This window comes from Bradyrhizobium sp. 613_E4_N2_2, from assembly GCF_052075995.1.
Taxonomy (GTDB): Bacteria; Pseudomonadota; Alphaproteobacteria; order Rhizobiales; family Xanthobacteraceae; genus Bradyrhizobium; species Bradyrhizobium barranii.
Genome location: NZ_CP197234.1, coordinates 418,669 through 444,570 on the forward strand (window position 1 = coordinate 418,669; position 25,902 = coordinate 444,570).

Below are 25,902 nucleotides of genomic sequence, written 5' to 3' on the forward strand. Positions count from 1 at the left end.
CCTCCAAGGCTTTGCCCTAGGGAATCACAATTGACGAATTACGCAACAGGCCCACAAGGGGAGAGGGGAAGAGCCTACAACGCCCGCACCTGCCAGAATCGCAGCGTCCGCCGCGCGTTCTCCGACGTCATTCGCGCGTAATTGCTTTTCGCTCTCGCGATATCAGCGGGTTTCATCGCGCCGGTGGCAAAGCGACTCTCGAGCACGGCGGCTGTGGTTTCCCAGCTGAGCTGGGCCGCCTTGCACGGCACCAGCAGGCCGTCCTCGCGCAGGCTCTGCATCAACGGGCGAATCACCTCGATGGTCGATCCGGACAGTGCCGCCAATGCAGCCACGGCTTCCTCGTAGCGCCGCTGCGTGGCGAAGCCGAGCAGCGTCGCTTCGGTCAGCTGGCCAGTCGCCTTGAGATTTGCGATGGCCCGCTTGGCGCCTTCGAAATCGCGCACGACCGACATCTCGCGCTCGACACCGACGGTCACGGCGGCGATCGCGCCCTGGATCTCCTCGAACAGATGCGGCGGTGCGCGCGACAGCAGCCGGGTCCGCACGGCATCCGTGGCCGAGCGCAGCAACCGGCGGCGCAAGTCGGACGGCAGGTCGACGCGGACGCCGACGCTCACGGCGAGCTCGGGATCGGCCTCGGCCTGCCCGACGATGACGGCAAATCCGTTTCCGGAAACGCGCGCGCCGGGATTGGCGGCAAGCCGCCGGCTGACGCTGGGATAGCGCCGCGCCAGCAGCGCATCGGTGACGATCTCCTTCAGCCACCAGCGACCGGCGACCGCGAGCAGATGCGATTCGCCCTTGCTGGAGGCGATCTTCACCAGCTCGCCATCGTCGAGGCGAGCGGATTCCTGGAGCACGGGGCCGGCGATGCGAATTTCGTCATTATTGGCGAGGCGGCGGATCACGGAGGGCGGCGCCTGCGCGATCGGCGCAAGCTGCGCGCTGATCTCGGCCAGCGCAACGCGTGCGCCCATGTCGGCGATGGCGCGCAGCTCGATGGTGCCGATCAGGCGCTCGAGCACGTCGTCGAACAGCGCGATCTGCTCGTTGCCAAAACTTCCGGCGGAGGAGAGGAACAGGTCGGTGACGCGGCGGGCCGTTTCCAGGCCCTTTTCCGCCGAGCCGAGCCGAATCGCTGATTCGACTTCATCGATGATCGAAAACTCGGCCGTGGACATGACGCGTTGCTCGTCCTGAGCGAATGACGGAAGCTTGTTCTAAGCAATCGCTATCAATAGAGACGAGCACTGAACGTTTCGTAAACCACGGGGCGGAAGGCGAGCACTGCTTTGCTCCCCGAACGGCCACTGCTCCTCATCCTGAGGAGCCCGCGAAGCGGGCGTCTCGAAGGATGGCCGCGGGCGACAGTCGGGCCTTCATGGTTCGAGACGGCGCTGACGCGCCTCCTCACCATGAGGGGCTAAAACTATTCCCCATTCCACCCGCAGGCGCGGAGCTTTTCGTGCATGTGGGGCGGGGCCGGCGCGACCACGCGGATCGGCTCCTTGTTCCGGGAGATAGGCACCACGATCTCGCGGGAATGCAGGTGCAGCCGCGGCTCGCCGAAGCGCGGGCCGTTGCCGTAAATGTTATCGCCGAAGATCGGCCAGCCGGTCGACGCCGAATGCACCCGCAATTGATGGGTTCGGCCGGTCACCGGTTCCATGGCGAGCCAGGTCAGCCCGTCGCTCCGGCCCATCACTTTCCAGTTGGTGATCGCCTTTTGGCCCTCGGGATCGGGTTTCTGCCACCAGCCGCGCTCGGCATTGAGCCGGCCGAGCGGCATGTCGATGTTGCCTTCGTCCTCGGCAGGGCCGCCCTCGACCACGGTCCAGTAGGTCTTGCCGATCTTGCCGTGCTTGAAGAGGAGGCCGAGCGAGGCCGTCGCCTTGCGATGGCGGCCGAGCACGAGGCAACCGGAGGTGTCCTTGTCCAGCCGGTGGGCCAGCACCGGCGGCCGCGGCAGGCCGAAACGAAGCGCGTCGAACGACGTTTCCAGATTGGCCCCGCCCTTGGGGCCGCGATGCACCGGCAGGCCGGCGGGCTTGTCGATGACCAGCATCAGCCCGTCGCGATGGAGCACGCGCGCCAGGATCTCGTCGGCGGTCAATTCGGGAACATCGAGCAATTGCAAGACTTTCGGTCAACACTTTCGTTTGGGAGCCGGAACGGCTAACACACCGCCACCATGAACGATACCACGTCAGATCCCCCCAAGCTGAGCTGGTGGCGCCGCCTGTCCAACGGGCTGAAGCGTACCTCGTCCTCGCTCGGGACCGCGGTCGCCGACCTCGTCACCAAGCGCAAGCTCGACCGCGCCATGCTCGACGACATCGAGGACGTGCTGCTGCGCGCCGACCTCGGCACGTCGGTCGCGGTGCGGATCGCGGACGCTGTCGGCACGGGGCGCTATGACAAGGCGATCTCGGCGGACGAGGTCAAGGACGTCGTCGCCACCGAGGTCGAGAAGGTGCTGGCGCCGGTGGCAAAGCCGCTCGAGATCGACGCGGGCAGGAAGCCGTTCGTCATCCTCGTCGTCGGCGTCAACGGCTCCGGCAAGACCACGACCATCGGAAAGCTCTCGCAAAAATTCGCATCCGAAGGCCGCAAGGTGATGCTGGCCGCCGGCGACACGTTTCGCGCGGCCGCGATCGAGCAGCTCAAGGTCTGGGGCGAGCGCACCAGGACGCCGGTTATCGCTGGCACCCAGGGCTCGGATTCGGCAAGCCTCGCCTTCAACGCGCTGACGGCAGCGAAGGAGCAGGCCATCGACGTGCTCCTGATCGACACCGCCGGCCGCCTGCAGAACAAGGCCGAGCTGATGAACGAGCTCGAAAAGGTCGTGCGCGTGATCCGCAAGGTGGACGACACTGCGCCGCATGCCGTGCTGCTTGTGCTCGACGCCACCGTCGGCCAGAACGCGCTGTCGCAGGTCGAGGCCTTCCATCGCACGGCGGGGGTCACCGGCCTCGTGATGACGAAGCTCGACGGCACCGCGCGCGGCGGCATTCTGGTGGCGCTCGCGGAGAAATTCAAACTGCCGGTGCATTTCATCGGCGTCGGCGAAGGCGTCGACGATCTCGCGCCGTTCACCGCGCGCGATTTCGCCCGTGCGATCGCCGGAATCGAAAGCTGAGAATGGACAAGACCCAGCCGCATCCGCTGTTCAAGCTCGCGACCGAGCTCGGTCCGCTGCTCGTGTTCTTCTTCGTGAATGCGAAGTTCAATCTGTTCGCCGCGACCGGCGCCTTCATGGTTGCGATCGTCGCGGCGATGATCGCGTCCTATGTGGTGACGCGCCATATCCCGATCATGGCGATCGTGACAGGCGTGATCGTGCTGGTGTTCGGCACGCTGACGCTGGTGCTGCACGACGAGACCTTCATCAAGGTCAAGCCGACCATCATCTACGGCCTGTTCGCGGCGATCCTCGGCGGCGGCCTGTTGTTCGGCCGCTCCTTCATCGCCGTGATGTTCGACCAGATGTTCAACCTGACCCCGCAGGGCTGGCGCATCCTCACGCTGCGCTGGGCGCTGTTCTTCGCCGGCATGGCCATCCTGAACGAGATCGTCTGGCGCACCCAGAGCACGGACTTCTGGGTGAACTTCAAGGTGTTCGGCGTCACGCCGATCACGATGATCTTCGCCATCGCCCAGATGCCGCTGACCAAGCGCTACGGGATCGAGCCGGCGTCGCTGGAGGCGAGCGAGGCCGAGGCGGGGGATGTAAGGAAGGGGTAGCGTCAGCGCTTGCCGCGCGCCTTTCGTCCCGAAGACGTCTTGCGCGCCACCTTCGGAAGATCCTTGTCCGGGCCCACACCTTCCAGCCGGTGATCGGCAGAGAGTTGAACGGACAGCTCCGGTTGCGTGCCGGCAATGACGGTTCCGAGCGCCGTGATCGAAGGGACGAAGAAGTAGCCTCCGCCGGACGCCGTCACGAATTCTCCGTCGGCCTCGACCCGCGCCTGCTGCAATCCCTTGCCGAAAATGCCGCACCTGCGCACGCCGTCCGCCGCCGCCGCGTTCTGCCCGACGATCATGTCGTGGCCGCTCGGTGCCTTGGGTCGCGATTCGTCGTTGATCCAGCGCGCCTGGAGGAATTCGAATTGCTCCTCGATCGAGCTTTGAATGCTCAGGAACAACAATCCGCGCTCCGGTTCGCCCTCCACCTTCCTGGCGTAGCGATTTTTGAGTGACGGGCCGAAGGGGACGCCGACGCGCAGGAGTCTCCGCTCAAAGGTGGAGCTGCGCCCGCCCATATCCGAGGGCGCATCTCGCGTGTTCACCTTGCGGATGTGTGCGGCAAGCGGGCACGTCAGTCCGACCGGATCCGCCTCTGCCTGCGGAAACGGGTCCTTGCCGCCGATGAGCTTCAAGGCATGCGTGTTGGAATCAAAGCGGAAGTGATTGTTGGCGAACGAGTTCTCACCCAGGTCCTCGTCGTCGCCCTCGGGCACCCGGTTGACGGGCGCTCCGCTCGGCCAACGTCCGACCAGCCGGGACGCAAGCGTTTTCTCGTCCATCTTGTCGAAGCCGGGAAGGGTGGAGAGACGCTCCGCTTCATCGCGCATCGTTCGCCAGAACAGGCCGACATCCTGCAGCAGGCGGCGATAGACCAGATATGACCCGTTTCGCATCCACCACGGTGATGGTTCGAGGACAGGGCCCGGTATCAGCGGGTCCGGGCCTGTTTGCGGATAACCGATGACGAATTCACCCGGCCAAACCAGATCCTGTCCCGGATAGCCATAGAGCGCGGCCGCCGGAAATTGTGAGCGGTCCACATATCTGTCGGTGATGAAGTCGTCATCTGCGCCGGATGCCCGTCCGCGGACGCCAGGTTGCGACACACCATCGTCGAAGCCGAAGTGCTCGTGACCGACCTGGCCCTCGACGTCGTCCCGGACATTGCCGACCTGCTCGTTGATCTTGGCGCCGGTGGCCACGAAGGCCTTCACGATCTCGTCCGCCCGCAGCCGGACAGATTTCCGGTCGTCGCCGGCGACGACCACGAGAATGTCGAGTTCCTCACTGGGCTTGCCGACGCTCCATGTCGTCGGATTGCCAGGCGTGCCCGGCGTCGTCGAGTCACCCAGCAAGGCGGAGCGCGCGACCATCCCGTTCTTGTACGCTACGCTCGGGATCAGCGCGGCGCCGACCGCGAGATCGAACAGTCCCTGGTAGCCGAAGCCGATCGCCACCAGGGGCGGGAACACCGTCTTCTGCTTCTGGTCGGAGGACTTGGAGCTGGGCGATTTGGCCAACTGCCGGTGTTCGCGGCGATCGCGCAAGGTGTCGGCCGCGGTCGAGATATCGGGCGTCAGCTTCGCCAGAAGCGTTCTGAGGCTCGCCATGTCGGCCTCTTTGCGCTGATAGCGAATGCCCAGCAGAATTTGATGCGGCTTCAGGAAGCCGGGCACCGCGATCCCCTGGATGTCGTCCATGTCGAGGACAGGCTCGAGCGGCCAAGGCATGTTACCGGCGCTGCTCATCGGACCCCCCTGACGGGCCGCGCGCTTGCAAGTGCTGCGCGGGTCACCCGCTGCTCCAGTTCTCCGCTTTCATGGACGAAGGCCGGGATGGTCCCGTTGGGCACCCCCATTCGCGAGCGTACGAAAACTTCGCGGGCGCCGACGGGATCGACATTTCCGACGGTCGGCATCGGCAGCGACGGATTGTTCGTCGAGCCAAGCGCCCCCGCCGCGCCGACGAGCTTGACCGTGATGCATTCGGCGATGTGCCCGCCGAACGCGATGGGAACGCCGCCGATCGTGATGTCGGACACCGTGAACTCGCCGCCGGGCACTTCCACGACCAAGCGCTCGATGAGATGAGGCTGCCCGCGCACGACATGGACGCAATCGTTCCTGCTCATGCCGCCGGGAAACTCCCAGCCTGCGAGGTCGATGTGATCCATGTAGAGCCCGACGGGGTTTGCCAGCGTGATCATGGCCCCCGCTCTGGCGAGCGCGTTCACGGTAGCGGCTATCGTCGGATCGCTGTTGCGGTTCGGCCCGCCCATGCCCGTGCCCGCGATGAATGCGTCGGGATCGACCACCGGATTGCCATGCGCATTATGATAGAGCTGGGTGGCGTCGGCGCCGAGCTGGATCTCGGCGGTCAGCGCGTTGGGCGGTGCGGTCAGGTGCACGATGCCGTGCGTCGTATTCCACTTGTTGTGGGGGTTGTAGTCGCCGGGATTCAAATTGCCGAAGGGCGAATTGATCGGCGTCTGCGCCTGGAGGTCCTTCATCTCGACCTTGGGGCTGACGAGCTTGCGATAGAGCTCCAGCACCAGATCCTTGGACCCCGGGAACGGGACACTCGATCCAGGCACCGTGCCACCATACATCGCGAACCAATATTCCGGTGGCTCGGACGTGAAGCATACGCGGCGGATACGGCCCGAATCCGGATCGCGGTCGACGTGCCATTCACAATATTCGACCAAAGGCCGGTAGAAGATGTCGTCGGGAAAGTCGACGCCCGGCGCGCCGGCGCCGGTACGCGCCGGTACGTCCGGGTTGTAGCGCCAATCATATCGGTATGCCGACATCGGCCACAGCTGGTCGGCCTCGATCAGCGCGCGCCTCCGGCCGAAACGACGCAGCAACTCCTTGGGAAACGCATTCCAGAGAACCGCCTGCTCGATCGTCGGGCCGGGGTCGAACCGTACGGCGGAGAAGAAAGCGGAGCGCGCCGTCGCACCCTTTGCAACTTTCTGCAAGGCAGCTTCTTCTACGCCGATCGAGGAATCAAAGGCCTCGAGAACAAACTTGTGCCAGGCCTCGCGCTGTCCCTCGATGAGGTCGAAATCCGTCATCCGCGCGGGAGGGTCGTAGGCTTCGAGCAGCGCCATGCGCAATTCCTCGCTCACAAGCAATCGTCATAAAAATTCAAAAATGAAATCGGTGACTGGAATGGCCGGTCACTGGTGGCGAGCCTAGCTCTCACCCTTTGGTTGTCAAGCAGGGTTGGTGAGAATTTCGCGAAGCAATGAGGGATGCCGGCAGGCCTCCACGTCTCTACTTCAACGCCTTCTCCATCTGCGGCAACAACACCGTGCGCAGATTGTCCGGCGTGATCGGTCCGACCAGCTTGTAGACGATGGTGCCTTCGCGCCCGACCACGAACGTCTCCGGCACGCCATAGACGCCCCATTCGATCGAGGCGCGGCCGTTGGCATCCACGCCGACGCGGCCGAACGGGTTGCCGTAGCGGCCGAGGAAACGGCGCGCATTGTCGGCCGCGTCCTTGTAGTTGATGCCGACGAGCTGGAAGCGTTTGTCCTTGGCGAGCTCGGTCAGGAGCGGCGCCTCGTCATGGCAGGGCACGCACCAGGACGCCCAGACATTGACGAGGCTGACCTTGCCCTTGAACGCGGCGGGATCGAGGCCCGGCACCTGCGAATTGTCGGCCTGCAATCCCTCGAGCGCCGGCAGCGCGGTCTGCGGCGCCGGCCGGCCGATCAGCGCGGACGGAATCCGCGAGGGATCGCCGCTGCCGAGCCGGAACCAGAACAGCAGCGCCAGGGCGATGAAGGCGATCAGCGGCAGCACCATCAGGAAGGTGCGGCGCTGCGGCGGAGCGGACGTCGGTTGATCGCTCATGATTGATCGCTCACGGCGTGTCCGTTGCGCTTCGTCCGGAGCGGCGCGTGACGCCGCTGCGGTCGAGCTCGCGCAGGCGCTCGGTCTGGCTGCGATAGTCGAGCACGATCCAGCCGATCAGGATCACGACCACGAGCGCCGCCGCGGCATAGGACGTCACGATGAAGGACGCGTAGGGACCAAGCGACATCGTCATGCGGCCTTCTGGCTCGCCTGCATCATCTGCAAGGAGCGGACGCGGCGGCGCAAGATCTCGTTGCGCATCGCCGCCAGGTGCAACGTGACGAACAGCAGCGTGAACGCGATGGCCATCAGCAGCAGCGGAATCAGGAACGATTTGTCGAGCGTCGAGCCGCCCATGCGCATCACCGACGCCGGCTGGTGCAGCGTGTTCCACCAATCGACCGAAAACTTGATGATCGGCAGGTTGATCGCGCCGACCAGCGTCAGCACCGCGGCCGCGCGCGCCGCGCGCGAGGGATCCTCGACCGCGCGCCACAGCGCCATCAGGCCGAGATACATCAGGAAGAGGATCAGCACCGAGGTCAGCCGCGCGTCCCATTCCCAATAGGTGCCCCACATCGGCCGGCCCCACAGCGATCCCGTGAGCAGCGCGAGGAAGGTGAAGGCGGCGCCGATCGGCGCGGCGGCTTTGGCGGCGACGTCGGCGAGCGGATGCCGCCACACCAGCGTGCCCAATGAGGCGATGCTCATCACGCCCCAGACGAACATCGACAGCCAGGCGTTGGGCACGTGGATGAACATGATCTTCACCGTCGCGCCCTGCTGGTAGTCGTCGGGCGCGAGAGCGGACTGGTAGAGGCCGATGGTGAGCAGGATGACGGTCGCGGCCACAAGCCACGGCAGCAGCCGCGCCGTCAGCGCGAGGAACCGTGTCGGATTGGCGAGATCGATCAGCGTCATGGTATTCTGATAATCACAGGTCAGCACTCACGCAATCAGCATAAAAGCGCGCAGCGAAAGTTGATCGGGGTCAAGGGTAATCCGGCCCATTTCAATCGAGACCATGGCGCAGGCTCGCCGCCGCCGCGAAAGGGCCGATGACGAGGCTGACCAGCGACAGCGCGCACAGGATCGAGAACGGCGCGCCGAACGTCATCGGACCGACGATCACGGCCTGCGAGGCCGCGACGCCGAAAATCAGCACCGGGATCGACAGCGGCAGCACCAGCACGGCCATCAACAGTCCGCCCCGGTGCAGCGTCACCGCCAGCGCCGCGCCGATCATGCCGGTGAAGGTCAGCGCCGGCGTACCGGCCAGGAGCGTCAGCGCCACCGCCCCGGTCGCGACCATGTCGAGGTTGAGCAGCAGGCCGAGCACCGGGGTTGCGACAATCAGTGGCAGGCCCGCGGCCAGCCAATGCGCCAGGGCCTTGGCGGCGCAGGCGAGTTCCAGCGGCGTCCGGCTCATCGTGATCAGGTCGAGCGAGCCGTCCTCGTGGTCGGCCATGAACAGCCGGTCCAGGGTGAGCAGGCTCGCCAGCAGCGCGCCGAGCCACAGGATCGCCGGCCCCAGCCGCGACAGCAGCGCCAGATCCGGCCCTACCGCGAACGGCATCAGCACCACCACGGTCAGGAAGAACAGCACGCCGATCAATGCCCCACCGCCGACGCGGAGCGCGATCCGGATGTCCCGGCGGATGAGGGCGGACAGGGCGGTCATGGGGTGTATCCGATGGGCACGGCTGCACTCCCTCCCCCCTTGCGGGGGAGGGTCGGGGAGGGGGGTAGCCCCGGGAGAGATGTCTGTTTCGGGCAGATTGTCCGCAACAGAGCAGCCGCTTCCCAACTGCTTGAGCCCATAGAGCGCGCCGTGCCGCACCCCTCTCCCTGACCCTCCCCCGCATCCGCCTTCGCCAAGGCTTCGGCGGACAAGAGGGGGGAGGGAACGGAGAGGGCGGAGCCCAGCCGCTTAGAAAGCTGAGGGTCCGTCGGAATCATGTCATTTCCCCAATTCTCAGCTCCCGCGAATCGATGCCCAGCGGCGCATGGGTCGCCGCGATGATCAGGCCGCCCCGGGCCAGATGCTCCCGCATCAGGCCCTCGAACATGCCCTGGCCGGCCACGTCCAGCGCCGTGGTCGGCTCGTCCAGCAGCCAGACCGGGCGGCGCACCGTCAGCAGCCGGGCCAGCGACAGGCGGCGGCGCTGGCCGGCGGACAGGAAGGCGGCCGGCAAATGGGTGGCGTGATCGAGCCCGACGATGGCGAGGCTCTTGGCGGCATCACTGCGCTCGCCGCCCAGAAAATCAGCCCAGAATGACAGGTTTTCCGCCACGCTCAGCGCCGGTTTCAGGGCGTCGCGATGGCCGAGATAGTGGCACTGCTCCGGCAGCGTCAGCTCGGCATCGCCGCCGGCGAGCGCGATTGTCCCGCCGGCCGGAATCAGCAGGCCCGCGATCAGCCGCAGCAGCGAGGTCTTGCCCGAGCCGTTGCGGCCCACGACCGCCACGGCCTCGCCCGAGACCGCCTCGAAATCGAGCCCGGAAAACACCTCGCGGCCGCCGCGCACGCAGATGACCCTGCGTCCGGACAGCTGCATCTTGCCTTGGTTCAATCCGCTCAAAGCCTGGCCTCAGGAAATCTTGGGGTAGCGCATGGGAATTTTTGGCTCGCGGATTGCTGCGGCACGTTTGTGGCTGTGGCGGCGCGGTTAGAAAGCTTCTATAAGCCCGGAACTACTTGATGCAGCAACTCAACCTGCCCCTGCAAGCGACCCAGCCGGACTCGCTGACGGTGTTAAAATACCCCTTGCCGGGTATAACTAACAATTGGGATTTCCTACATGACCTCGCTCGACAGCTTCAAATGCAAAAAGACCCTCAAGGTCGGCGCCAAGACCTATGTCTATTACAGCCTGCCCACGGCCGAGAAGAATGGTCTGAAGGGAATTTCGAAACTCCCCTATTCGATGAAGGTTCTGCTCGAGAACCTCCTGCGCAACGAGGACGGCCGCACGGTCAAGAAGGAAGACATCGTGGCGGTGTCGAAGTGGCTGCGCAAGAAGTCGCTGGAGCATGAGATCGCATTCCGCCCGGCCCGCGTGCTGATGCAGGATTTCACCGGCGTGCCGGCCGTCGTCGACCTCGCCGCGATGCGCAACGCGATGCAGAAGCTCGGCGGCGATGCCGAGAAGATCAATCCGCTGGTGCCGGTCGACCTCGTCATCGACCACTCCGTGATCGTGAATTTCTTCGGCGACAACAAGGCCTTCGGCAAGAACGTCACCGAGGAATACAAGCAGAACCAGGAGCGCTACGAGTTCCTGAAGTGGGGCCAGAAGGCGTTCTCGAACTTCTCGGTCGTGCCGCCCGGCACCGGCATCTGCCATCAGGTCAATCTCGAATATCTCTCCCAGACGGTCTGGACCAAGAAGGAGAAGATGACGGTCGGCAAGAAGACCGGCACCTTCGAGGTCGCCTATCCCGACTCGCTGGTCGGCACCGACTCCCACACCACCATGGTCAACGGTCTCGCCGTGCTCGGCTGGGGCGTCGGCGGCATCGAGGCGGAAGCCTGCATGCTCGGCCAGCCGCTGTCGATGCTGCTGCCCACCGTCGTCGGCTTCAAGCTGAAGGGTGCGATGAAGGAAGGCGTCACCGCGACCGACCTCGTGCTGACCGTGACGCAGATGCTGCGCAAGCTCGGCGTGGTCGGCAAGTTCGTCGAGTTCTTCGGCCCCGGCCTTGATCACCTGTCCGTCGCCGACAAGGCGACCATCGCCAACATGGCGCCGGAATATGGCGCGACCTGCGGCTTCTTCCCGGTCGACGCTGCTGCGCTCGATTACCTCAAGACCTCCGGCCGCGCTCCGGCGCGCGTCGCGCTGGTGCAGGCCTATGCCAAGGCGCAGGGCCTGTTCCGCACCGCCAAGTCGGCCGATCCGGTGTTCACGGAAACGCTGACCCTCGACCTCGGCGACGTCGTGCCCTCGATGGCCGGTCCGAAGCGTCCCGAAGGCCGCATCGCGCTGCCGTCGGTCGCCGAAGGCTTTTCGCTCGCGCTCGGAACCGAGTACAAGAAGACCGAAGAGCCCGGGAAGCGCTTTGCCGTCGACGGCAAGAACTACGAGATCGGTCATGGCGACGTCGTGATCGCTGCGATCACCTCCTGCACCAACACCTCGAATCCAAGCGTCTTGATCGGTGCCGGCCTGCTTGCGCGCAACGCTGCCGCGAAGGGCCTCAAGGCAAAACCGTGGGTGAAGACGTCGCTCGCCCCGGGCAGCCAGGTGGTCGCGGCCTATCTCGCCGATTCAGGTCTGCAGGCCGATCTCGACAAGGTCGGCTTCAACCTGGTCGGCTTCGGCTGCACCACCTGCATCGGCAATTCCGGTCCGCTGCCCGAGGAGATCTCGAAGTCGATCAACGACAACGGCATCGTCGCGGCCGCCGTGCTCTCCGGCAACCGCAACTTCGAAGGCCGCGTCTCGCCGGACGTGCAGGCGAACTATCTCGCTTCGCCGCCGCTGGTCGTCGCCCACGCGCTCGCGGGCAGCGTCACCAAGAACCTCGCCGTCGAGCCGCTCGGTGAAGGCAAGGACGGCAAGCCGGTGTACCTCAAGGACATCTGGCCGACGACGAAGGAGATCAACGCCTTCATGAAGAAGTTCGTGACCGCGTCGATCTTCAAGAAGAAGTATGCCGACGTGTTCAAGGGCGACACCAACTGGCGCAAGATCAAGACGGTCGAGAGCGAGACCTATCGCTGGAACATGAGCTCGACCTATGTGCAGAACCCGCCCTATTTCGATGGCATGAAGAAGGAGCCGGAGCCGGTCACCGACATCATCGAGGCGCGCATCCTCGCCATGTTCGGCGACAAGATCACCACCGACCACATCTCGCCGGCCGGTTCGATCAAGCTCACCTCGCCCGCCGGCAAATATCTCAGCGAACACCAGGTGCGTCCGGCCGACTTCAACCAGTACGGCACGCGTCGCGGCAACCATGAAGTGATGATGCGCGGCACCTTCGCCAACATCCGCATCAAGAACTTCATGCTGAAGGGCGCTGACGGAAATATCCCGGAAGGCGGTCTCACCAAGCACTGGCCCGACGGCGAGCAGATGTCGATCTACGACGCCGCGATGAAGTACCAGCAGGAGCAGGTGCCGCTGGTGGTGTTCGCCGGTGCCGAATACGGCAACGGTTCCTCGCGCGACTGGGCTGCGAAGGGCACGCGCCTGCTCGGCGTCCGCGCCGTGATCTGCCAGAGCTTCGAGCGTATCCACCGCTCCAACCTGGTCGGCATGGGCGTGCTGCCGCTGACCTTCGAAGAGGGCACCTCCTGGTCGTCGCTCGGCCTGAAGGGCGACGAGAAGGTCACGCTGCGCGGCCTGGTCGGCGACCTGAAGCCGCGTCAGAAGCTGACCGCGGAGATCGTCTCCGGCGACGGTTCGTTGCAGCGGGTTTCGCTGCTTTGCCGCATCGATACGCTGGACGAGCTCGATTACTACCGGAACGGCGGCATTCTGCACTACGTGCTGCGCAAGCTCGCGGCCTAAGCGCGAATTTGTGAACGGTGGCTCACCGCGACGTGAGTAGAAGGTTAAACGAGGGCGGCCTATCACAAGGCCGCCTTCGTGCGTTAGAACACGCGTCCGATGGTTCCGCCCGGCGGAAAACCTCGCCCCGGACGGTTGAATGTACGATGCCCGTAAGACTACGGTGACCATCAGGCGATAGGATCTTCCCCCACGCGTGCGAGGTGTGACGTTCAACATGACTGCAATGATGGCTTCTAATCTGGTTTCGCGCTGGTCCGGTGCACTCTGGTCGGGAGCACTTGGGATCTGCGCCATCGTCGCCGTCATCCGTCCCGCCGAGGCTGATCCTCGCGCCGTAGTCGAGCTCTTCACATCGCAGGGCTGCTCCTCCTGCCCGCCCGCCGACCAGGTCATCGGCGATCTCTCCAACGACCCGTCGATCATCGCGCTGAGCATGCCGATCGACTATTGGGATTATCTCGGCTGGAAGGACACGCTTGCGGATTCGCGCTTCTCGGCGCGGCAGCGCGCCTATTCGCGCATGCGCGGCGACCGCGAGGTCTATACGCCGCAAGTCGTGGTCAACGGTTCGACGCATGTCATCGGCAGCGATCGCGCCGGCATCGAGAGCGCGATCGGCAAGACCGACAACGGCACAGGCGTAATGAGCGTGCCGGTGACGATGTCGCTTGCAGGCAAGCAGATCAACGTCTCGGTGGCGGCGAGCAAGGAGTCGGCGGCCTCGCACGGTGAGGTCTGGATCTGCTCGATCACGAAATCGGTGCCGATCGCAATCAGCCGTGGCGAAAACCGCGGGCAGCAGATCACCTATCACAACGTCGTGCGCAACCTGCTCAAGGTCGGCGACTGGAACGGGCGTCCGGAAAGCTGGACGGTGCCGTTGGAAAATCTCACGCGCGACGGCGTCGACGGCGCTGTGGTCTATGTCCAGGACGGCAGCCGTGAGAAGCCGGGTGCGATGCTCGGCGCAGCCTACACGTCGCTGCACTAGATCCGATTTCTCTCGCTAGCGTCGCACTCGCTCTCACGCCTCATGGTGAGGAGCGCGCCCTCGCGCGCGAGGCGGACGATGCTACGCATCGCCGCGAGAACCATGCAGTCACCGCTTCGCGGCTCCCCAGGATGAGGGGTGAGAGTTGTCTTCGCGTTAATCAGAGAGAAGTTGGTCGTGCCGGAAACATCTCGGCACAAACCAAAAAGGACCAACTTGCGTTGGCCCTCCTTGTCGCGCGTACAGACCCGATCCTGACGGCCCCGGGGGGCTGGGGGCTGAGGAATCCGGAACCGAAAGGACCGGGTCAACGCACACAGGTCTTTTCGCAATGCAGGGCGGCAGGCGCTTGGCGGAAAAGCGGCGATATCAAGATTCCTTCTAACGATCCCGTGACGGTTTGCCGCGACAGAATTCCACTCCTGCGTGTGCTCCGATTCGCACCCGATTCAATCAGTTGAGTGAAGAGCCCCTTGCGGCGGGGAACAGTTGGCGCGATCATGCAATTGTCATGATCCGCGGTTCCGGGGACGGTCCTTCGCGGATGCGATCATGCCGCGAGATGAGGAGGCGCTCGATGAGTCTGACGCCGGAGGATGCCGATCCGAGCGAGCAGCGCGCCGTGGCGCGCCCCACCGCTGCGAATGCCCAACCCAACCGGGTGACATTCAACCGGCTGGAACTGAACCGCATCCTCAACCTGTACGGCCGCATGGTCGCCGACGGCGAGTGGCGCGACTATGCCATCGACTTCCTGAAGGACCGCGCGGTGTTCTCGGTCTTCCGCCGCGCCTCGGAGGTGCCGATCTATCGCATCGAGAAGGACCCGCGGCTGGCGCGCAAGCAGGGCATGTACAGCGTGATCTCGGCGACCGGCCTGATCCTGCGCCGCGGCCACGAGCTCGAGCGCGTGCTGCTGGTGATCGATCGAAAATTGGCGGTGGTTTAGCCTTACGGACGGTGCCGTAGGGTGGGCAAAGGCGCACCGCGCCGTGCCCACCATCTTTCCTCAATCACCGGGCATGCTGGGCACGCTTCCGCCTTCGCTCTCCGAGCTACGGCGGACAAGTCGCTTTGCCCACCCTACGAGACCGAGGTTATTTCGGCACCGTACTCGCGCCCTCGCCCAGATCCCGCTGCATCATCACCGTGTCGAGCCAGCGGCCGAATTTCAGGCCAACATTGGGATGCGTGCCGATCATCTTGAAACCGCCGCGCGTGTGCACGCCGATCGAGCCGGCATTGGCGGAATCGCCGATCACCGCGATCATCTGGCGGAAGCCGCGCGCCTCGCATTCGGCGATCAGCCGCTCCAGCAGCAACGAGCCGATGCCGCGGCGGTGGAACGCGGGATCGAGATAGATCGAGTTCTCGACCGTGAAGCGGTAGGCCGGCCGCGGCCGGTAGGCGCCGGCATAGGCATAGCCGGCGACGCTACGATCGAGGATGGCGACGAAATAGGGATAGCCACCGTCGATCAGCGCGCGGTAGCGGCGCGTCATCTCGGCCAGATCCGGCGGCGCCAGCTCGAATGTCGCGGTGCCCTCGCGGACGGCCTGCTTGTAGATGGCGGTGATGGCGGGAAGGTCGGCCTCAATGGCGGGCCTGATCTCAGGTGCGGACATGGGAGGAAGACTAAAGCCTTCCCGGGACGGCTGGAAGGGGGCGAAGCCGCCTCTCCGCCGTCATTGCGAGCGCAGCGAAGCAATCCAGAAATGCGCCCGCGGAGGGGCTCTGGATTGCTTCGCTGCGCTCGCAAGGACGAGGAGAGAGGTGACGCTCGTAGCCCGGATGGAGCGCAGCGAAATCCGGGGCCGTCGTATCCGCAGATAGGCCTGTCCCGGATTGCGCTTCGCTCCATCCGGGCTACGGGCGTGTCGCGCATCCCGGCCCAAACAAAAACCCCGGCCTCTCGGCCGGGGTTCGTATCCGCTCGCTCGGTCGATCGCTTAGTCGCGCTGGCCGAGGAGCTGCAGGAGCAGCGTGAACAGGTTGATGAAGTTCAGGTACAGCGACAGTGCGCCGGTGATGGCCGCACGCTCTGCGATGTCACCGCCGGCCGAGGCGTAGCCGTAGATGTAGTCGTTCTTCAGCCGCTGGGTGTCCCAGGCGGTGAGGCCGGCGAACACCAGCACGCCGACCACGGACACGATGAACTGCAGCATCGTGCTGGCCAGGAACAGGTTGACCAGGCTCGCGATGATGATGCCGATCAGGCCCATGAACAGGAACGAGCCCATTCCGGTCAGATCACGCTTGGTGGTGTAGCCGTAGAGGCTCAGTGCGCCAAACGTGGCCGCGGTGATAAAGAACACCCGCACGATCGAGGTGTGCGTGAACACCAGGAAGATCGAGGACAGCGAGATGCCCATCAGCGCCGCGAACACCCAGAACAGGATCTGCGCGGTCGAGGGGGCGAGACGGTTGATGCCCGCCGAGATCACGAACACCATCGCGAGCGGCGCGAGCATGAACAGCCACTTCAGGGGGCTGACGAACATCGCGTAGCCGAACGGCGTCAGGAACAGCTTGCCGACGCGGACGGCTTCCGGGGTCGGAACGTCGGTCACGGCGGCCATATAGACGCCGAGCGCGGCCAGGCCGGTGATGGCGAGGCCGATGCTCATGTAATTGTAGATGCGCAGCATATAGGCGCGCAGGCCGGCATCGACCGTCGCGGCGTCAACACGCCCGGCGGCCCTGCCGAAAGGAGAAGCGTAGTTACGGTCTAGGTCCGACATGGTCGAATTCCCGTTGGTTAGCCCGGTCCGGCATGAGGGTCGCCATGCCGCCGGTTCGTCAAATTCTATCTCGGATACCGATCTGTGCCGACTAAATTCTGGCTCATAATCGGGGGTCCGAACCCATTGGATATGTGGGAAACTAACACATTCGCTGCAACCGTCCACGCGCGGCTGAATGTCGCCCTCGCCCGCAATCCTGGCGAGCAGACGTGGTTAATCGCTGGAATCGTGCGATTCCGACATCGCGGGGTCGCCCGCTACCATTTGTCACAAATTCCGCAACACCGTGGCGGGCTTTTTGTTCAATGCCAGCAGCGTCCCGGCGAGCCCAAGTCCGACCGTGACGACCAAGGCCGCCGCGACCACGCCGGCCGCGCTGCCGGCCTGCCAGACGAAACTCAGCGTCATCAGCCGCGTCACGATCATCCAGGCCGCGACGCTGCCGGCGATCACGCCGAACACCGCGGTGGCAAGTCCGATCAGCAGGTATTCAAGGGCATAGGCGCCGAGCAGCCGCAGCCGGGTCGCGCCGAGGGTCTTGAGGATCACCGCATCGTAGACCCGGTGGCGGTGGCCGGCGGCGAGCGCGCCGCCCAGCACCAGGATCGCCGAGATCAGGGTCACCGCGCTGGCGCCGCGGATCGCCAGCGCCAGATTGGTCACGACCGAGCCGACCGTCTCCATCACCTCGCGCACGCGCACGCTCGTCACCATCGGATAGGTGTCGGCGACTTGCCTGATGATCTTGCCGTCGCCGGCCGCAGTGCCGCCGGCCTCGGTGAGCGTCGCGATATGGGTGTGCGGCGCGCCCTTGAAGGCGTTGGGCGAGAACACCAGCACGAAATTGATGCCCATGCCCTGCCAGTCGATGGTGCGCAGATTGCCGATTTTGGCCGGGATGTCGCGGCCGAGCACGTTGACCACGATCTCGTCGCCGAGCTTGAGACCGAGCCCGTCGGCGATCTTCTTCTCCATCGAGACCAGCAGCGGGCCGGAATAGTCGGCGCTCCACCATTCGCCCTCGACCACCTTGGAGCCCTTCGGCAGCTCGGCGGTATAGGTCAGGCCGCGGTCGCTTTGCAGCACCCATTCGGAATCGGTGGTGGGCTTGAGGTCCTCGGCACGCACGCTGCGCGCGGCGACGATGCGCCCGCGCAGCATCGGCACGTCCTCGACCTTTGCGCCCGGCGCGATCCGGCGCAGATAGCCGTCGAACTGCTCGGCCTGCGTGCTCGGGATGTCGATGAAGAAGAACGACGGCGCGTGCTCGGGGAGCGCCGCAAGGAACTGCCGGCGCAGATTGCCGTCGATCTGGGTGATGGTCACGAGCACGGCGAGCCCCAGCCCGAGCGACAGCACGACGGAGGGCGTCAGCGCGCCCGGCCGGTGGATGTTGGCGATCGCCAGTCGCAGCATCGGCAGGCGCGTGCGCGGCAGCCGGCGCGCGATCGTCATCAGCAGGGCGGCGATGCCGCGGAGCAGGGCGAACACGACGACGGAGGACGCCACGAACACCGCGGCGATGCGCTTGTCGAAGGACAATCCGATCACGACCGCGATCAGCAGCGCGATCACGACGGCCATGAACACGACATAGCTCCAGCGCGGCCGGTGCCATTCGGAGCTGATGGTGTCGCGGAACAGCGCGGCGACCGGCACGTCGTGCACCCGCCCGAGCGGCCACAGGCCGAAGGCGAGCGCCGTGAGCAGGCCGTAGACGAAGGACAGCGCGAGCTCGTCGGCATGCACGGCCGGCACCACCGGCAGCGGCAGCAGTTTTCCGAACAGGCCGACGATGGCGAACGGCATGGCGGCGCCGAGCGCAAGGCCGATCACCGAGCCAATTCCCGCCAGCAGGAGGACCTGCGCCAGATAGATGCCGAACACGTCGCGGCCGGTGGCGCCGACCGCCTTGAAGGCCGCGATGACCTCGAGCCGGCGGTCGATATGGCTCTTGACGGCATTGGCGACGCCGACGCCGCCGACCAGGAGCGCGGCGAGGCCGACCAGCGTCAAGAATTGCGTGAAGCGGTTGATGTTGCGCTCGAGCTGCGGCGAGGCATTGGAGCGGCTGCGGATCTCCCAGCCGGCCTGCGGCGCAGCGTTGCGCGCGTCCGCGATGAAGGTGTCGGTGGCGCGCTCGCTGTTGCCGGTGTCAGGCAGCTTCACCCGGTAGACCCAGCGCACCAGGCTGCCGGGCTGGATCAGGCCGGTGGCGCGCAGGCCCGCCTCGCTGATCAGGAAGCGCGGCCCGAAACCGATGCCGCCGGCGAGCTTGTCGGGCTCGGCTTCGACGGTGCTGCGGATCTGGAAGGTCGCGCTTCCGATGGTGACGCGGTCGCCGGTCTTCAGCGACAGCCGCGCCAGCAGCGTCGGATCGGCGGCGGCACCGAACGCGCCGTCGCGCTCCGCGAGCAGGTCGGACATCGGCAGTGGCGGCGCCAGCGTCAGCTGACCCAGCATCGGATAGGTGTCGTCGACCGCCTTCATCTCGACCAGCGCGAGCTGGCCGTCGGCGGCGCGCGCCATGCCGCGCAAGGTCGCGGCGGTGGAGACGGTGCCGCGCGAGCGCAGGAAGGAGACCTCCTCGGGCTTCGCCTCGCGCTGGAACAGCACGAAGGAGACGTCGCCGCCGAGCAGCGTGCGGCCCTCGCGCGCGAGACCGTCGCTCAGGCTCGCCGAGACCGAGCCGACGCCCGCGATGGCCATCACGCCGAGCGCGATGCAGGCGATGAAGACATAGAAGCCGCGCAGGCCTCCGCGCAATTCGCGCAGCGCGTAGCGCAGCGACAGCGCGACGCCGTTGGGTTTCGCGAACGGTTCGGCCGCGATGCTCATGCCGGCGCAGACTGGGTGTCGATGCGGCCGGAGCGCAGGCGGATCACGCGATCGCAGCGCTGCGCGAGCGAGGAATCGTGCGTGACCAGCACCAGCGTCATGCCGCGCTCGGCATGTTTGTTGAACAGAAGATCGACGATCTGCTTTCCGGTGGCCTCGTCGAGATTGCCGGTCGGCTCGTCCGCGACGAGGATGGCGGGATCGGGCGCCAGCGCGCGGGCGAGCGCGACGCGCTGCTGCTCGCCGCCGGACAGCTGCGTCGGATAGTGATGCAGGCGATCGCCGAGCCCGACCGATTGCAGCTCCTGCGCCGCGCGTCTTGCAGCGTCAGGGTTGCCGGCGAGTTCGAGCGGCACGGCGACGTTCTCGAGCGCCGTCATGGTCGGAATCAGATGGAAGGACTGGAAGACGATGCCGACCTGGCGGCCGCGGAAGCGGGCCAGCGCGTCCTCGTCGAGGGCATTGAAAGGCGTGCCTGACACCACCACCTCTCCGCTATCAGGACGCTCTAGCCCCGCCATCACCATCAGCAGCGTGGATTTGCCCGAGCCTGACGGGCCGATCAGGCCGATCGTCTCGCCCGAGGCGACCCGCAGGCTGATATCCTTGAGGATGTGAACGCGTGCCGCGCCCGTACCCAATGAAAGATTGACGTTGGAGATGGCGATGGTGTCCGGCGCGGTGCCGGCGAGCGAAGAGGTTTCGATGCGACTGTCCATGGTCCGGTCATATGGCAACTCCGCATACGCGGTCGAGAGGCGTTACGGATTCTTCATGCACATAGCCGTGTTGATGATCGCTTTGATGACGGTGGTGGATCCGGCGTGGGCCGAAGCGACAAAGCCGGTCAAGCTTGTCGTTCTCGGCGATTCCCTGAGCGCCGGCCTCGGCCTCCCGGCCCAGGACGCATTCCCCACAAAACTTCAAAAAGCCTTGCAAGCCAAAGGCATAGCGGTCGACATGACCAATGCCGGCGTGTCCGGCGACACCTCGTCCGGCGGCCGTGACCGGCTCGACTGGTCGGTCCCGGACGGAACCGACGGCGTGATCGTCGAGCTCGGCGCCAACGACGCGCTGCGCGGCATCGACCCCGATTTGACGCGGACCGCGTTGACCGACATTGTCCAGCGATTGAAGACACGCAAGATCGCGGTGATGCTGTGCGGCATGCTGGCGCCGCCGAATTACGGCGCGGAATACGCCGCGCGCTTCAATTCGATTTATCCGGATCTTGCGAAAAAATTCGACGTGCCGCTCTATCCGTTCTTCCTCGACGGCGTCGCGGCCGACGCCAAGCTCAACCAGGCCGACGGCATTCATCCGACCGCGGCCGGCGTCGACATCATCGTTAACAACATCATGCCCACGGTGGAGGCATTTTTGCGCAACATAAGCGAGCAGCGCCGCTGAAAAGCGGGCAGCGCTAACCGTAATTCCCAGGGTTTTACCGGGGTGAGGCGCGCGATGCTTCGCAGAGTCACACAACTGCGATAGGAATCAGGGTACCGGTGATTCGTCGCCGGCTCTACAATTTGGATATGATCCTTCCCAGGGATCATGCCCAAGCATCGGGAGTGCGAAACGATGCCGCGTTTGTTCACAGGTCTGGAAATTCCGGCCGAGATCAGCCAGACGCTTTCCAATTTGCGGGGCGGCCTTCCCGGCGCCCGCTGGATCGATCCCGAAAATTATCACGTTACCCTGCGCTTCATCGGCGATATCGACGGCATGTCCGCTAACGAGATCGCATCAATGCTGTTTCGCGTTGATCGCAAGCCCTTCGAGGTGAAGGTGCAGGGGCTCATGAGCTTCGGCGGCCGCAAGCCGCGCGCGGTGGTCGCAACCATCGCGCCGAGCAAGCCGCTGATGGAATTGCAGGCCGAGCTCGAACGCATGATGCAGCGGATCGGCCTCGACCCTGAGGGGCGCAAGTTCACCCCGCATGTCACGCTGGCCCGGCTGCACGACGCGTCCGACCGCGACGTCGCCGACTATCTCTCGCTGCGCGGTTACTTCCCGAGCAAGGCGTTCATGGCCGAACGGTTTGTCTTGTTCTCGTCCCGCGCATCGACCGGCGGCGGCCCCTATGTGGTCGAGGACGCCTACGAGCTGTGTGAGTAGCACCGCTCTCGTGCCCCGGACGCGGCGCAGCGCCATCAGCGCGTTTACGCGCGTCTTCGACACGCTACGGCGGTGCGCTGCTGGGCCGGGGCCCATCGCTCCACGATGGATGTACGAAATAGTGGGTCCCCGCTCTGCGCACCGTCACTGCTTCCCGTAGCGCGTCCGGGACGCGGAACGCATACCCCGCCCACCAATTCACGGCTTGCAATTTCCGCGCATCTCTGGCGGTAAAGAGCCATGCTCTCCACCCCCAGTTCCTCATTCCGCGAGGCATACCAGGCCCAGATCGCGTCCGGCGCGATCGAGCCCGATGCTGCGCAGGCCGACATCGCCGAAGCCTATGCGGCGCTCGACCAGCGGCTCGCGAACTACAAGCCGCAGCGCAAGCAGGGCCTGCTCAGCCGTTTGTTCAGCGGCGACAAGGACGAGGCGCCGCGCGGGCTCTACGTCCATGGCGAAGTCGGCCGCGGCAAGACCATGCTGATGGACCTGTTCTTCCAGCACAGTACCGTCGAGCACAAGCGCCGCGCGCATTTCCACGAGTTCATGGCGGAAGCGCATGAGCGCATCTACGATTATCGCCAGGGCATCTCGCGCGGCGAGATCGCCGATGGCGACGTCATCACGCTGACCGCGAACGCGATCTTTGAGGAAAGCTGGCTGCTTTGCTTCGACGAATTCCACGTCACCGACATCGCGGACGCGATGATCCTCGGCCGCCTGTTCGCAAAGCTGTTCGAGCTCGGCACCGTGGTCGTCGCGACCTCCAACGTCGCGCCCGACGATCTCTACAAGGGCGGCCTGAACCGTTCGCTGTTCCTGCCCTTCATCAAGCAGATCACCGACCACATGGACGTGCTGCGGCTCGATGCGCGCACGGATTTCCGCCTGGAAAAGCTTCAGGGCGTGCCGATGTGGCTGACGCCGGCCGACGGCGACGCCGGCGCGGCCCTCGACCGCGCCTGGTCGAAAATGACAGGCGGCGCCAAATGCAAGTCGCGCGATATTTCGTTCAAGGGCCGCATCCTGCACGTGCCGTGCTCGGCCCATGGCGTGGCGCGGTTCGGATTTGCGGATCTCTGCGAAAAACCGCTCGGCGCGTCCGACTACCTCCGCCTCGCGCACGACTATCACACCATCCTGGTCGACCATATTCCAGTGATGGATTTTTCCCAGCGCAACGCCGCCAAGCGTTTCATCACGCTGATCGATACGCTCTATGACAATGCCGTGAAGCTGATGGCCTCGGCCGATGCCAATCCGATCTCGCTCTACCTCGCCCACGAGGGCAACGAGGCCATGGAGTTCAAGCGGACGGCCTCGCGCCTGATCGAGATGAGCTCGGAATCCTATTTGGCGCTGCCTCACGGCCGCAAGGATTCCACCGCCAGCGGCTCCACCAAGGGTCTGGTGGAGACTTAAGTCCTATTTGCCAGCGCTGTCATTCCGGGGCGTCGCAAAGCGACGAGCCCGGAATCCATACTCCCGCTGGTGGTTATGGATTCCCAGATGCGCAATTGCGCATCGTAGCTCGCGACTTTCGTCGCGCCCCGGAATGACAGGGATGCGCTTCAATGTTCGCCAAGCCCGACAATTGGGCATCCACCGACTTGAACGGGGGGAGCGAAAGGGATAACCACCCGTCTCAGTTTTCCCCTCCTTAACGTGTCTAAAGGACAGGTTCACATGGCGCGCGACAAGATTGCTTTGATTGGCTCCGGTCAGATCGGCGGAACGCTGGCTCATCTCATCGGCCTGAAAGAACTGGGCGACGTGGTGATGTTCGACATCGCCGAGGGCGTGCCGCAGGGCAAGGCACTCGACATCGCCCAGTCCTCGCCGGTCGACGGTTTTGACGCGCACTACACCGGCGCCAATTCGTACGAAGCCCTCGACAACGCCAAAGTCTGCATCGTCACCGCCGGCGTGCCGCGCAAGCCCGGCATGAGCCGCGACGATCTCCTCTCCATCAACCTGAAGGTCATGGAGCAGGTCGGCGCCGGCATCAAGAAATACGCCCCCGACGCCTTCGTCATCTGCATCACCAACCCGCTGGACGCGATGGTGTGGGCGCTGCAGAAGGCTTCGGGCCTGCCGCACAAGAAGGTCGTCGGCATGGCCGGCGTGCTGGATTCCTCGCGCTTCCGCTACTTCCTGGCCGACGAGTTCAACGTCTCGGTCGAGGACGTCACCGCCTTCGTGCTCGGCGGTCACGGCGACACCATGGTGCCGCTGGTGAAGTACTCCACCGTCGCCGGCATTCCGCTGCCCGACCTCGTCAAGATGGGCTGGACCTCGCAGGCGCGCCTCGACGAGATCGTCGACCGCACCCGCAACGGCGGTGCCGAGATCGTCAATCTGCTCAAGACCGGCTCGGCCTTCTACGCGCCTGCTGCTTCCGCGATCGCGATGGCCGAGAGCTATCTGCGGGACAAGAAGCGCGTGCTGGCCAGCGCCGCCTACCTCAACGGCGAATACGGCGTGAAGGACATGTATGTCGGCGTGCCCGTCGTGATCGGCGCCAAGGGTGTCGAGCGCGTCGTCGAGATCGAGCTCACCGGCAAGGACCGCGAGGCTTTCGACAAGTCGGTCGGCGCCGTACAGGGCCTGGTCGATGCCTGCAAGAAGATCGCGCCCGATCTTCTCGGCCGCTAAGCGCAAAAATCCCCGCCGAAGACCGAAATCCGGTCTTCGGCGGTTTCACTTCCGGGGCCCGGCTGACCGGGTGGGCGCCCGGTTCGGCAGTCCAGAGATCTCGATGTCAAAGAATCCGGGTTGCAGTTCCTGTGGTATATGGTATGCCAGCCACAAGACTGAGGTGGGCCCTAGAGGTCACCGCCCGCGGGTTCAGGGAGCGACCATATGAATATCCATGAATATCAGGCCAAAGCGCTGCTGAACGAGTTCGGCGTCGCGATCTCAAAGGGCGTCCCCGTCCTGAAGCCCGCGGACGCGGAAGCCGCCGCCAAGGCCCTCCCGGGCCCGGTCTGGGTGGTGAAGAGCCAGATCCACGCTGGTGGCCGCGGCAAGGGCAAGTTCAAGGAAGCCTCGGCCGGCGACAAGGGCGGCGTCCGTATCGCCAAGTCGGCCGCGGAGGTCACCGAATTTGCCAAGCAGATGCTGGGCGCCACCCTCGTGACGATCCAGACCGGCCCCGCCGGGAAGCAGGTCAACCGCCTCTACATCGAGGACGGCTCGGACATCGACAAGGAGTTCTACCTCTCGATCCTGGTCGACCGCGAAACCTCCCGCGTCTCCTTCGTGGTGTCGACCGAAGGCGGCGTCAACATCGAGGACGTCGCGCACAACACGCCCGAGAAGATCGTCACCTTCTCGATCGATCCCGCGACCGGCATCATGGGCCATCACGGCCGCACCGTTGCGAACGCGCTGAAGCTGTCCGGCGATCTCGCCAAGCAGGCCGAAAAGCTCACCGCGCAGCTCTACACCGCCTTCGTCGCCAAGGACATGTCGATGCTGGAGATCAACCCGCTGGTCGTGACCAAGCAGGGCCAGCTCCGCGTGCTCGACGCCAAGGTGTCGTTCGACGACAACGCGCTGTTCCGTCATCCCGAGGTGCTCGCGCTGCGCGACGAGACCGAGGAAGACGCCAAGGAAATCGAGGCGTCGAAATACGACCTCAACTACGTCACCCTCGACGGCAACATCGGCTGCATGGTCAATGGCGCCGGCCTCGCGATGGCGACGATGGACATCATCAAGCTCTACGGCATGGCGCCGGCGAACTTCCTCGACGTCGGCGGCAGCGCCAGCAAGGAAAAGGTCGCGGCCGCCTTCAAGATCATCACCGCCGATCCGAACGTGAAGGGCATCCTGGTCAACATCTTCGGTGGCATCATGAAGTGCGACGTGATCGCCGAAGGCGTCACGGCCGCCGTGCGCGAGGTCGGCCTCAGCGTGCCGCTGGTGGTCCGCCTCGAAGGCACCAATGTCGAGCTCGGCAAGAAGATCATCCGTGAATCCGGCCTGAACGTGGTGCCGGCCGACAATCTCGACGACGCCGCGCAGAAGATCGTGAAGGCCGTCAAGGGAGGCTGAGG

23 protein-coding genes are annotated in these 25,902 nt (G+C 65.0%); 10 read left to right on the forward strand and 13 right to left on the reverse strand.

Going from position 1 to position 25,902, the window contains the following annotated elements:
- Window positions 1-74: 74 nt before the first annotated feature.
- Entirely contained in the window at window positions 75-1,184 is a 1,110-nt protein-coding gene (locus AB7290_RS01975; RefSeq protein WP_085398325.1) for a DUF2336 domain-containing protein, read from the reverse strand.
- Between the two features lie 248 nt (window positions 1,185-1,432).
- A complete protein-coding gene (locus tag AB7290_RS01980; protein ID WP_085398329.1) occupies window positions 1,433-2,134 on the reverse strand; it encodes an RluA family pseudouridine synthase in 702 nt (233 codons plus the stop codon).
- Window positions 2,135-2,194: 60 nt separating this feature from the next.
- On the opposite strand from AB7290_RS01980, the gene ftsY reads away from it, so the two are divergent.
- Both ftsY and AB7290_RS01990 read left to right on the forward strand, forming a co-directional pair.
- The gene (gene ftsY / locus AB7290_RS01985) at window positions 2,195-3,142 is read left to right on the forward strand and encodes a signal recognition particle-docking protein FtsY (RefSeq protein WP_071908655.1); all 948 of its coding nucleotides are present in this window, start codon (window positions 2,195-2,197) and stop codon (window positions 3,140-3,142) included.
- Between the two features lie 2 nt (window positions 3,143-3,144).
- Entirely contained in the window at window positions 3,145-3,747 is a 603-nt protein-coding gene (locus AB7290_RS01990) for a septation protein A (RefSeq protein WP_028158565.1), read from the forward strand.
- A gap of 2 nt (window positions 3,748-3,749) precedes the next feature.
- Here the strand turns inward: AB7290_RS01990 and AB7290_RS01995 are convergent, their stop codons facing one another.
- The 7 genes from AB7290_RS01995 to ccmA form a co-directional block, all read right to left on the reverse strand.
- Entirely contained in the window at window positions 3,750-5,498 is a 1,749-nt protein-coding gene (locus AB7290_RS01995; RefSeq protein ID WP_085398326.1) for a Dyp-type peroxidase, read from the reverse strand.
- Window positions 5,495-6,865 (reverse strand): hypothetical protein, encoded by a 1,371-nt coding sequence (locus AB7290_RS02000; protein WP_144030563.1) that lies wholly within the window; start codon window positions 6,863-6,865, stop codon window positions 5,495-5,497. The genes AB7290_RS01995 and AB7290_RS02000 overlap by 4 nt, the downstream gene beginning before the upstream one ends.
- Window positions 6,866-7,031: 166 nt before the next feature.
- Complete coding sequence (locus tag AB7290_RS02005) at window positions 7,032-7,616, reverse strand: DsbE family thiol:disulfide interchange protein (protein ID WP_085398328.1); 585 nt, start codon at window positions 7,614-7,616, stop codon at window positions 7,032-7,034.
- A 10-nt stretch (window positions 7,617-7,626) separates the two neighbouring features.
- The gene (gene ccmD / locus AB7290_RS02010; RefSeq protein ID WP_014490637.1) at window positions 7,627-7,812 is read right to left on the reverse strand and encodes a heme exporter protein CcmD; all 186 of its coding nucleotides are present in this window, start codon (window positions 7,810-7,812) and stop codon (window positions 7,627-7,629) included.
- Window positions 7,809-8,540, reverse strand: a complete 732-nt coding sequence (locus AB7290_RS02015; RefSeq protein WP_028150495.1) for a heme ABC transporter permease — start codon at window positions 8,538-8,540, stop codon at window positions 7,809-7,811. The genes ccmD and AB7290_RS02015 overlap by 4 nt, the downstream gene beginning before the upstream one ends.
- A gap of 91 nt (window positions 8,541-8,631) precedes the next feature.
- Window positions 8,632-9,300, reverse strand: coding sequence for a heme exporter protein CcmB (ccmB, locus tag AB7290_RS02020; RefSeq protein WP_028150494.1), 669 nt, complete (start codon window positions 9,298-9,300; stop codon window positions 8,632-8,634).
- A gap of 274 nt (window positions 9,301-9,574) precedes the next feature.
- Complete coding sequence (gene ccmA, locus AB7290_RS02025) at window positions 9,575-10,177, reverse strand: heme ABC exporter ATP-binding protein CcmA (protein WP_085398664.1); 603 nt, start codon at window positions 10,175-10,177, stop codon at window positions 9,575-9,577.
- A 243-nt stretch (window positions 10,178-10,420) separates the two neighbouring features.
- Between ccmA and acnA the strand changes: the two genes are divergently transcribed.
- The 3 genes from acnA to AB7290_RS02040 all read left to right on the forward strand — a co-directional run bounded on the left by acnA (window position 10,421) and on the right by AB7290_RS02040 (window position 15,084).
- Entirely contained in the window at window positions 10,421-13,141 is a 2,721-nt protein-coding gene (gene acnA / locus AB7290_RS02030) for an aconitate hydratase AcnA (RefSeq protein WP_085398656.1), read from the forward strand.
- Between the two features lie 217 nt (window positions 13,142-13,358).
- Entirely contained in the window at window positions 13,359-14,135 is a 777-nt protein-coding gene (locus AB7290_RS02035) for a DUF1223 domain-containing protein (RefSeq protein WP_085398665.1), read from the forward strand.
- A gap of 577 nt (window positions 14,136-14,712) precedes the next feature.
- Window positions 14,713-15,084, forward strand: a complete 372-nt coding sequence (locus AB7290_RS02040; protein WP_063980407.1) for a DUF2794 domain-containing protein — start codon at window positions 14,713-14,715, stop codon at window positions 15,082-15,084.
- 148 nt (window positions 15,085-15,232) lie between these two features.
- On the opposite strand, the gene AB7290_RS02045 is transcribed toward AB7290_RS02040, so the two are convergent.
- The 4 genes from AB7290_RS02045 to AB7290_RS02060 all read right to left on the reverse strand — a co-directional run bounded on the left by AB7290_RS02045 (window position 15,233) and on the right by AB7290_RS02060 (window position 20,436).
- Window positions 15,233-15,760: a GNAT family N-acetyltransferase gene (locus AB7290_RS02045; protein ID WP_085398658.1), complete on the reverse strand. Its 528-nt coding sequence runs from the start codon at window positions 15,758-15,760 to the stop codon at window positions 15,233-15,235.
- Between the two features lie 324 nt (window positions 15,761-16,084).
- Window positions 16,085-16,876 carry a Bax inhibitor-1/YccA family protein gene (locus tag AB7290_RS02050; protein ID WP_014490629.1) on the reverse strand — a complete coding sequence of 264 codons (792 nt, stop codon included), beginning with the start codon at window positions 16,874-16,876 and terminating at the stop codon, window positions 16,085-16,087.
- Window positions 16,877-17,146: 270 nt separating this feature from the next.
- Window positions 17,147-19,717 carry an ABC transporter permease gene (locus AB7290_RS02055; protein WP_085398659.1) on the reverse strand — a complete coding sequence of 857 codons (2,571 nt, stop codon included), beginning with the start codon at window positions 19,715-19,717 and terminating at the stop codon, window positions 17,147-17,149.
- Complete coding sequence (locus AB7290_RS02060) at window positions 19,714-20,436, reverse strand: ABC transporter ATP-binding protein (protein ID WP_071908649.1); 723 nt, start codon at window positions 20,434-20,436, stop codon at window positions 19,714-19,716. Before AB7290_RS02060 ends, AB7290_RS02055 begins: the two co-directional genes overlap by 4 nt.
- Before the next feature lie 55 nt (window positions 20,437-20,491).
- Between AB7290_RS02060 and AB7290_RS02065 the strand changes: the two genes are divergently transcribed.
- From AB7290_RS02065 to sucC, 5 genes are all read left to right on the forward strand, one after another.
- Window positions 20,492-21,127, forward strand: a complete 636-nt coding sequence (locus tag AB7290_RS02065; protein ID WP_085398666.1) for an arylesterase — start codon at window positions 20,492-20,494, stop codon at window positions 21,125-21,127.
- A gap of 174 nt (window positions 21,128-21,301) precedes the next feature.
- Entirely contained in the window at window positions 21,302-21,838 is a 537-nt protein-coding gene (gene thpR, locus AB7290_RS02070; RefSeq protein ID WP_085398667.1) for an RNA 2',3'-cyclic phosphodiesterase, read from the forward strand.
- 240 nt (window positions 21,839-22,078) lie between these two features.
- A complete protein-coding gene (zapE, locus tag AB7290_RS02075; protein ID WP_071908648.1) occupies window positions 22,079-23,263 on the forward strand; it encodes a cell division protein ZapE in 1,185 nt (394 codons plus the stop codon).
- Window positions 23,264-23,527: 264 nt separating this feature from the next.
- Window positions 23,528-24,496, forward strand: a complete 969-nt coding sequence (gene mdh, locus AB7290_RS02080) for a malate dehydrogenase (RefSeq protein ID WP_063980412.1) — start codon at window positions 23,528-23,530, stop codon at window positions 24,494-24,496.
- A gap of 207 nt (window positions 24,497-24,703) precedes the next feature.
- Entirely contained in the window at window positions 24,704-25,900 is a 1,197-nt protein-coding gene (gene sucC, locus AB7290_RS02085; RefSeq protein ID WP_085398660.1) for an ADP-forming succinate--CoA ligase subunit beta, read from the forward strand.
- The last annotated feature ends 2 nt before the right edge of the window (window positions 25,901-25,902 follow it).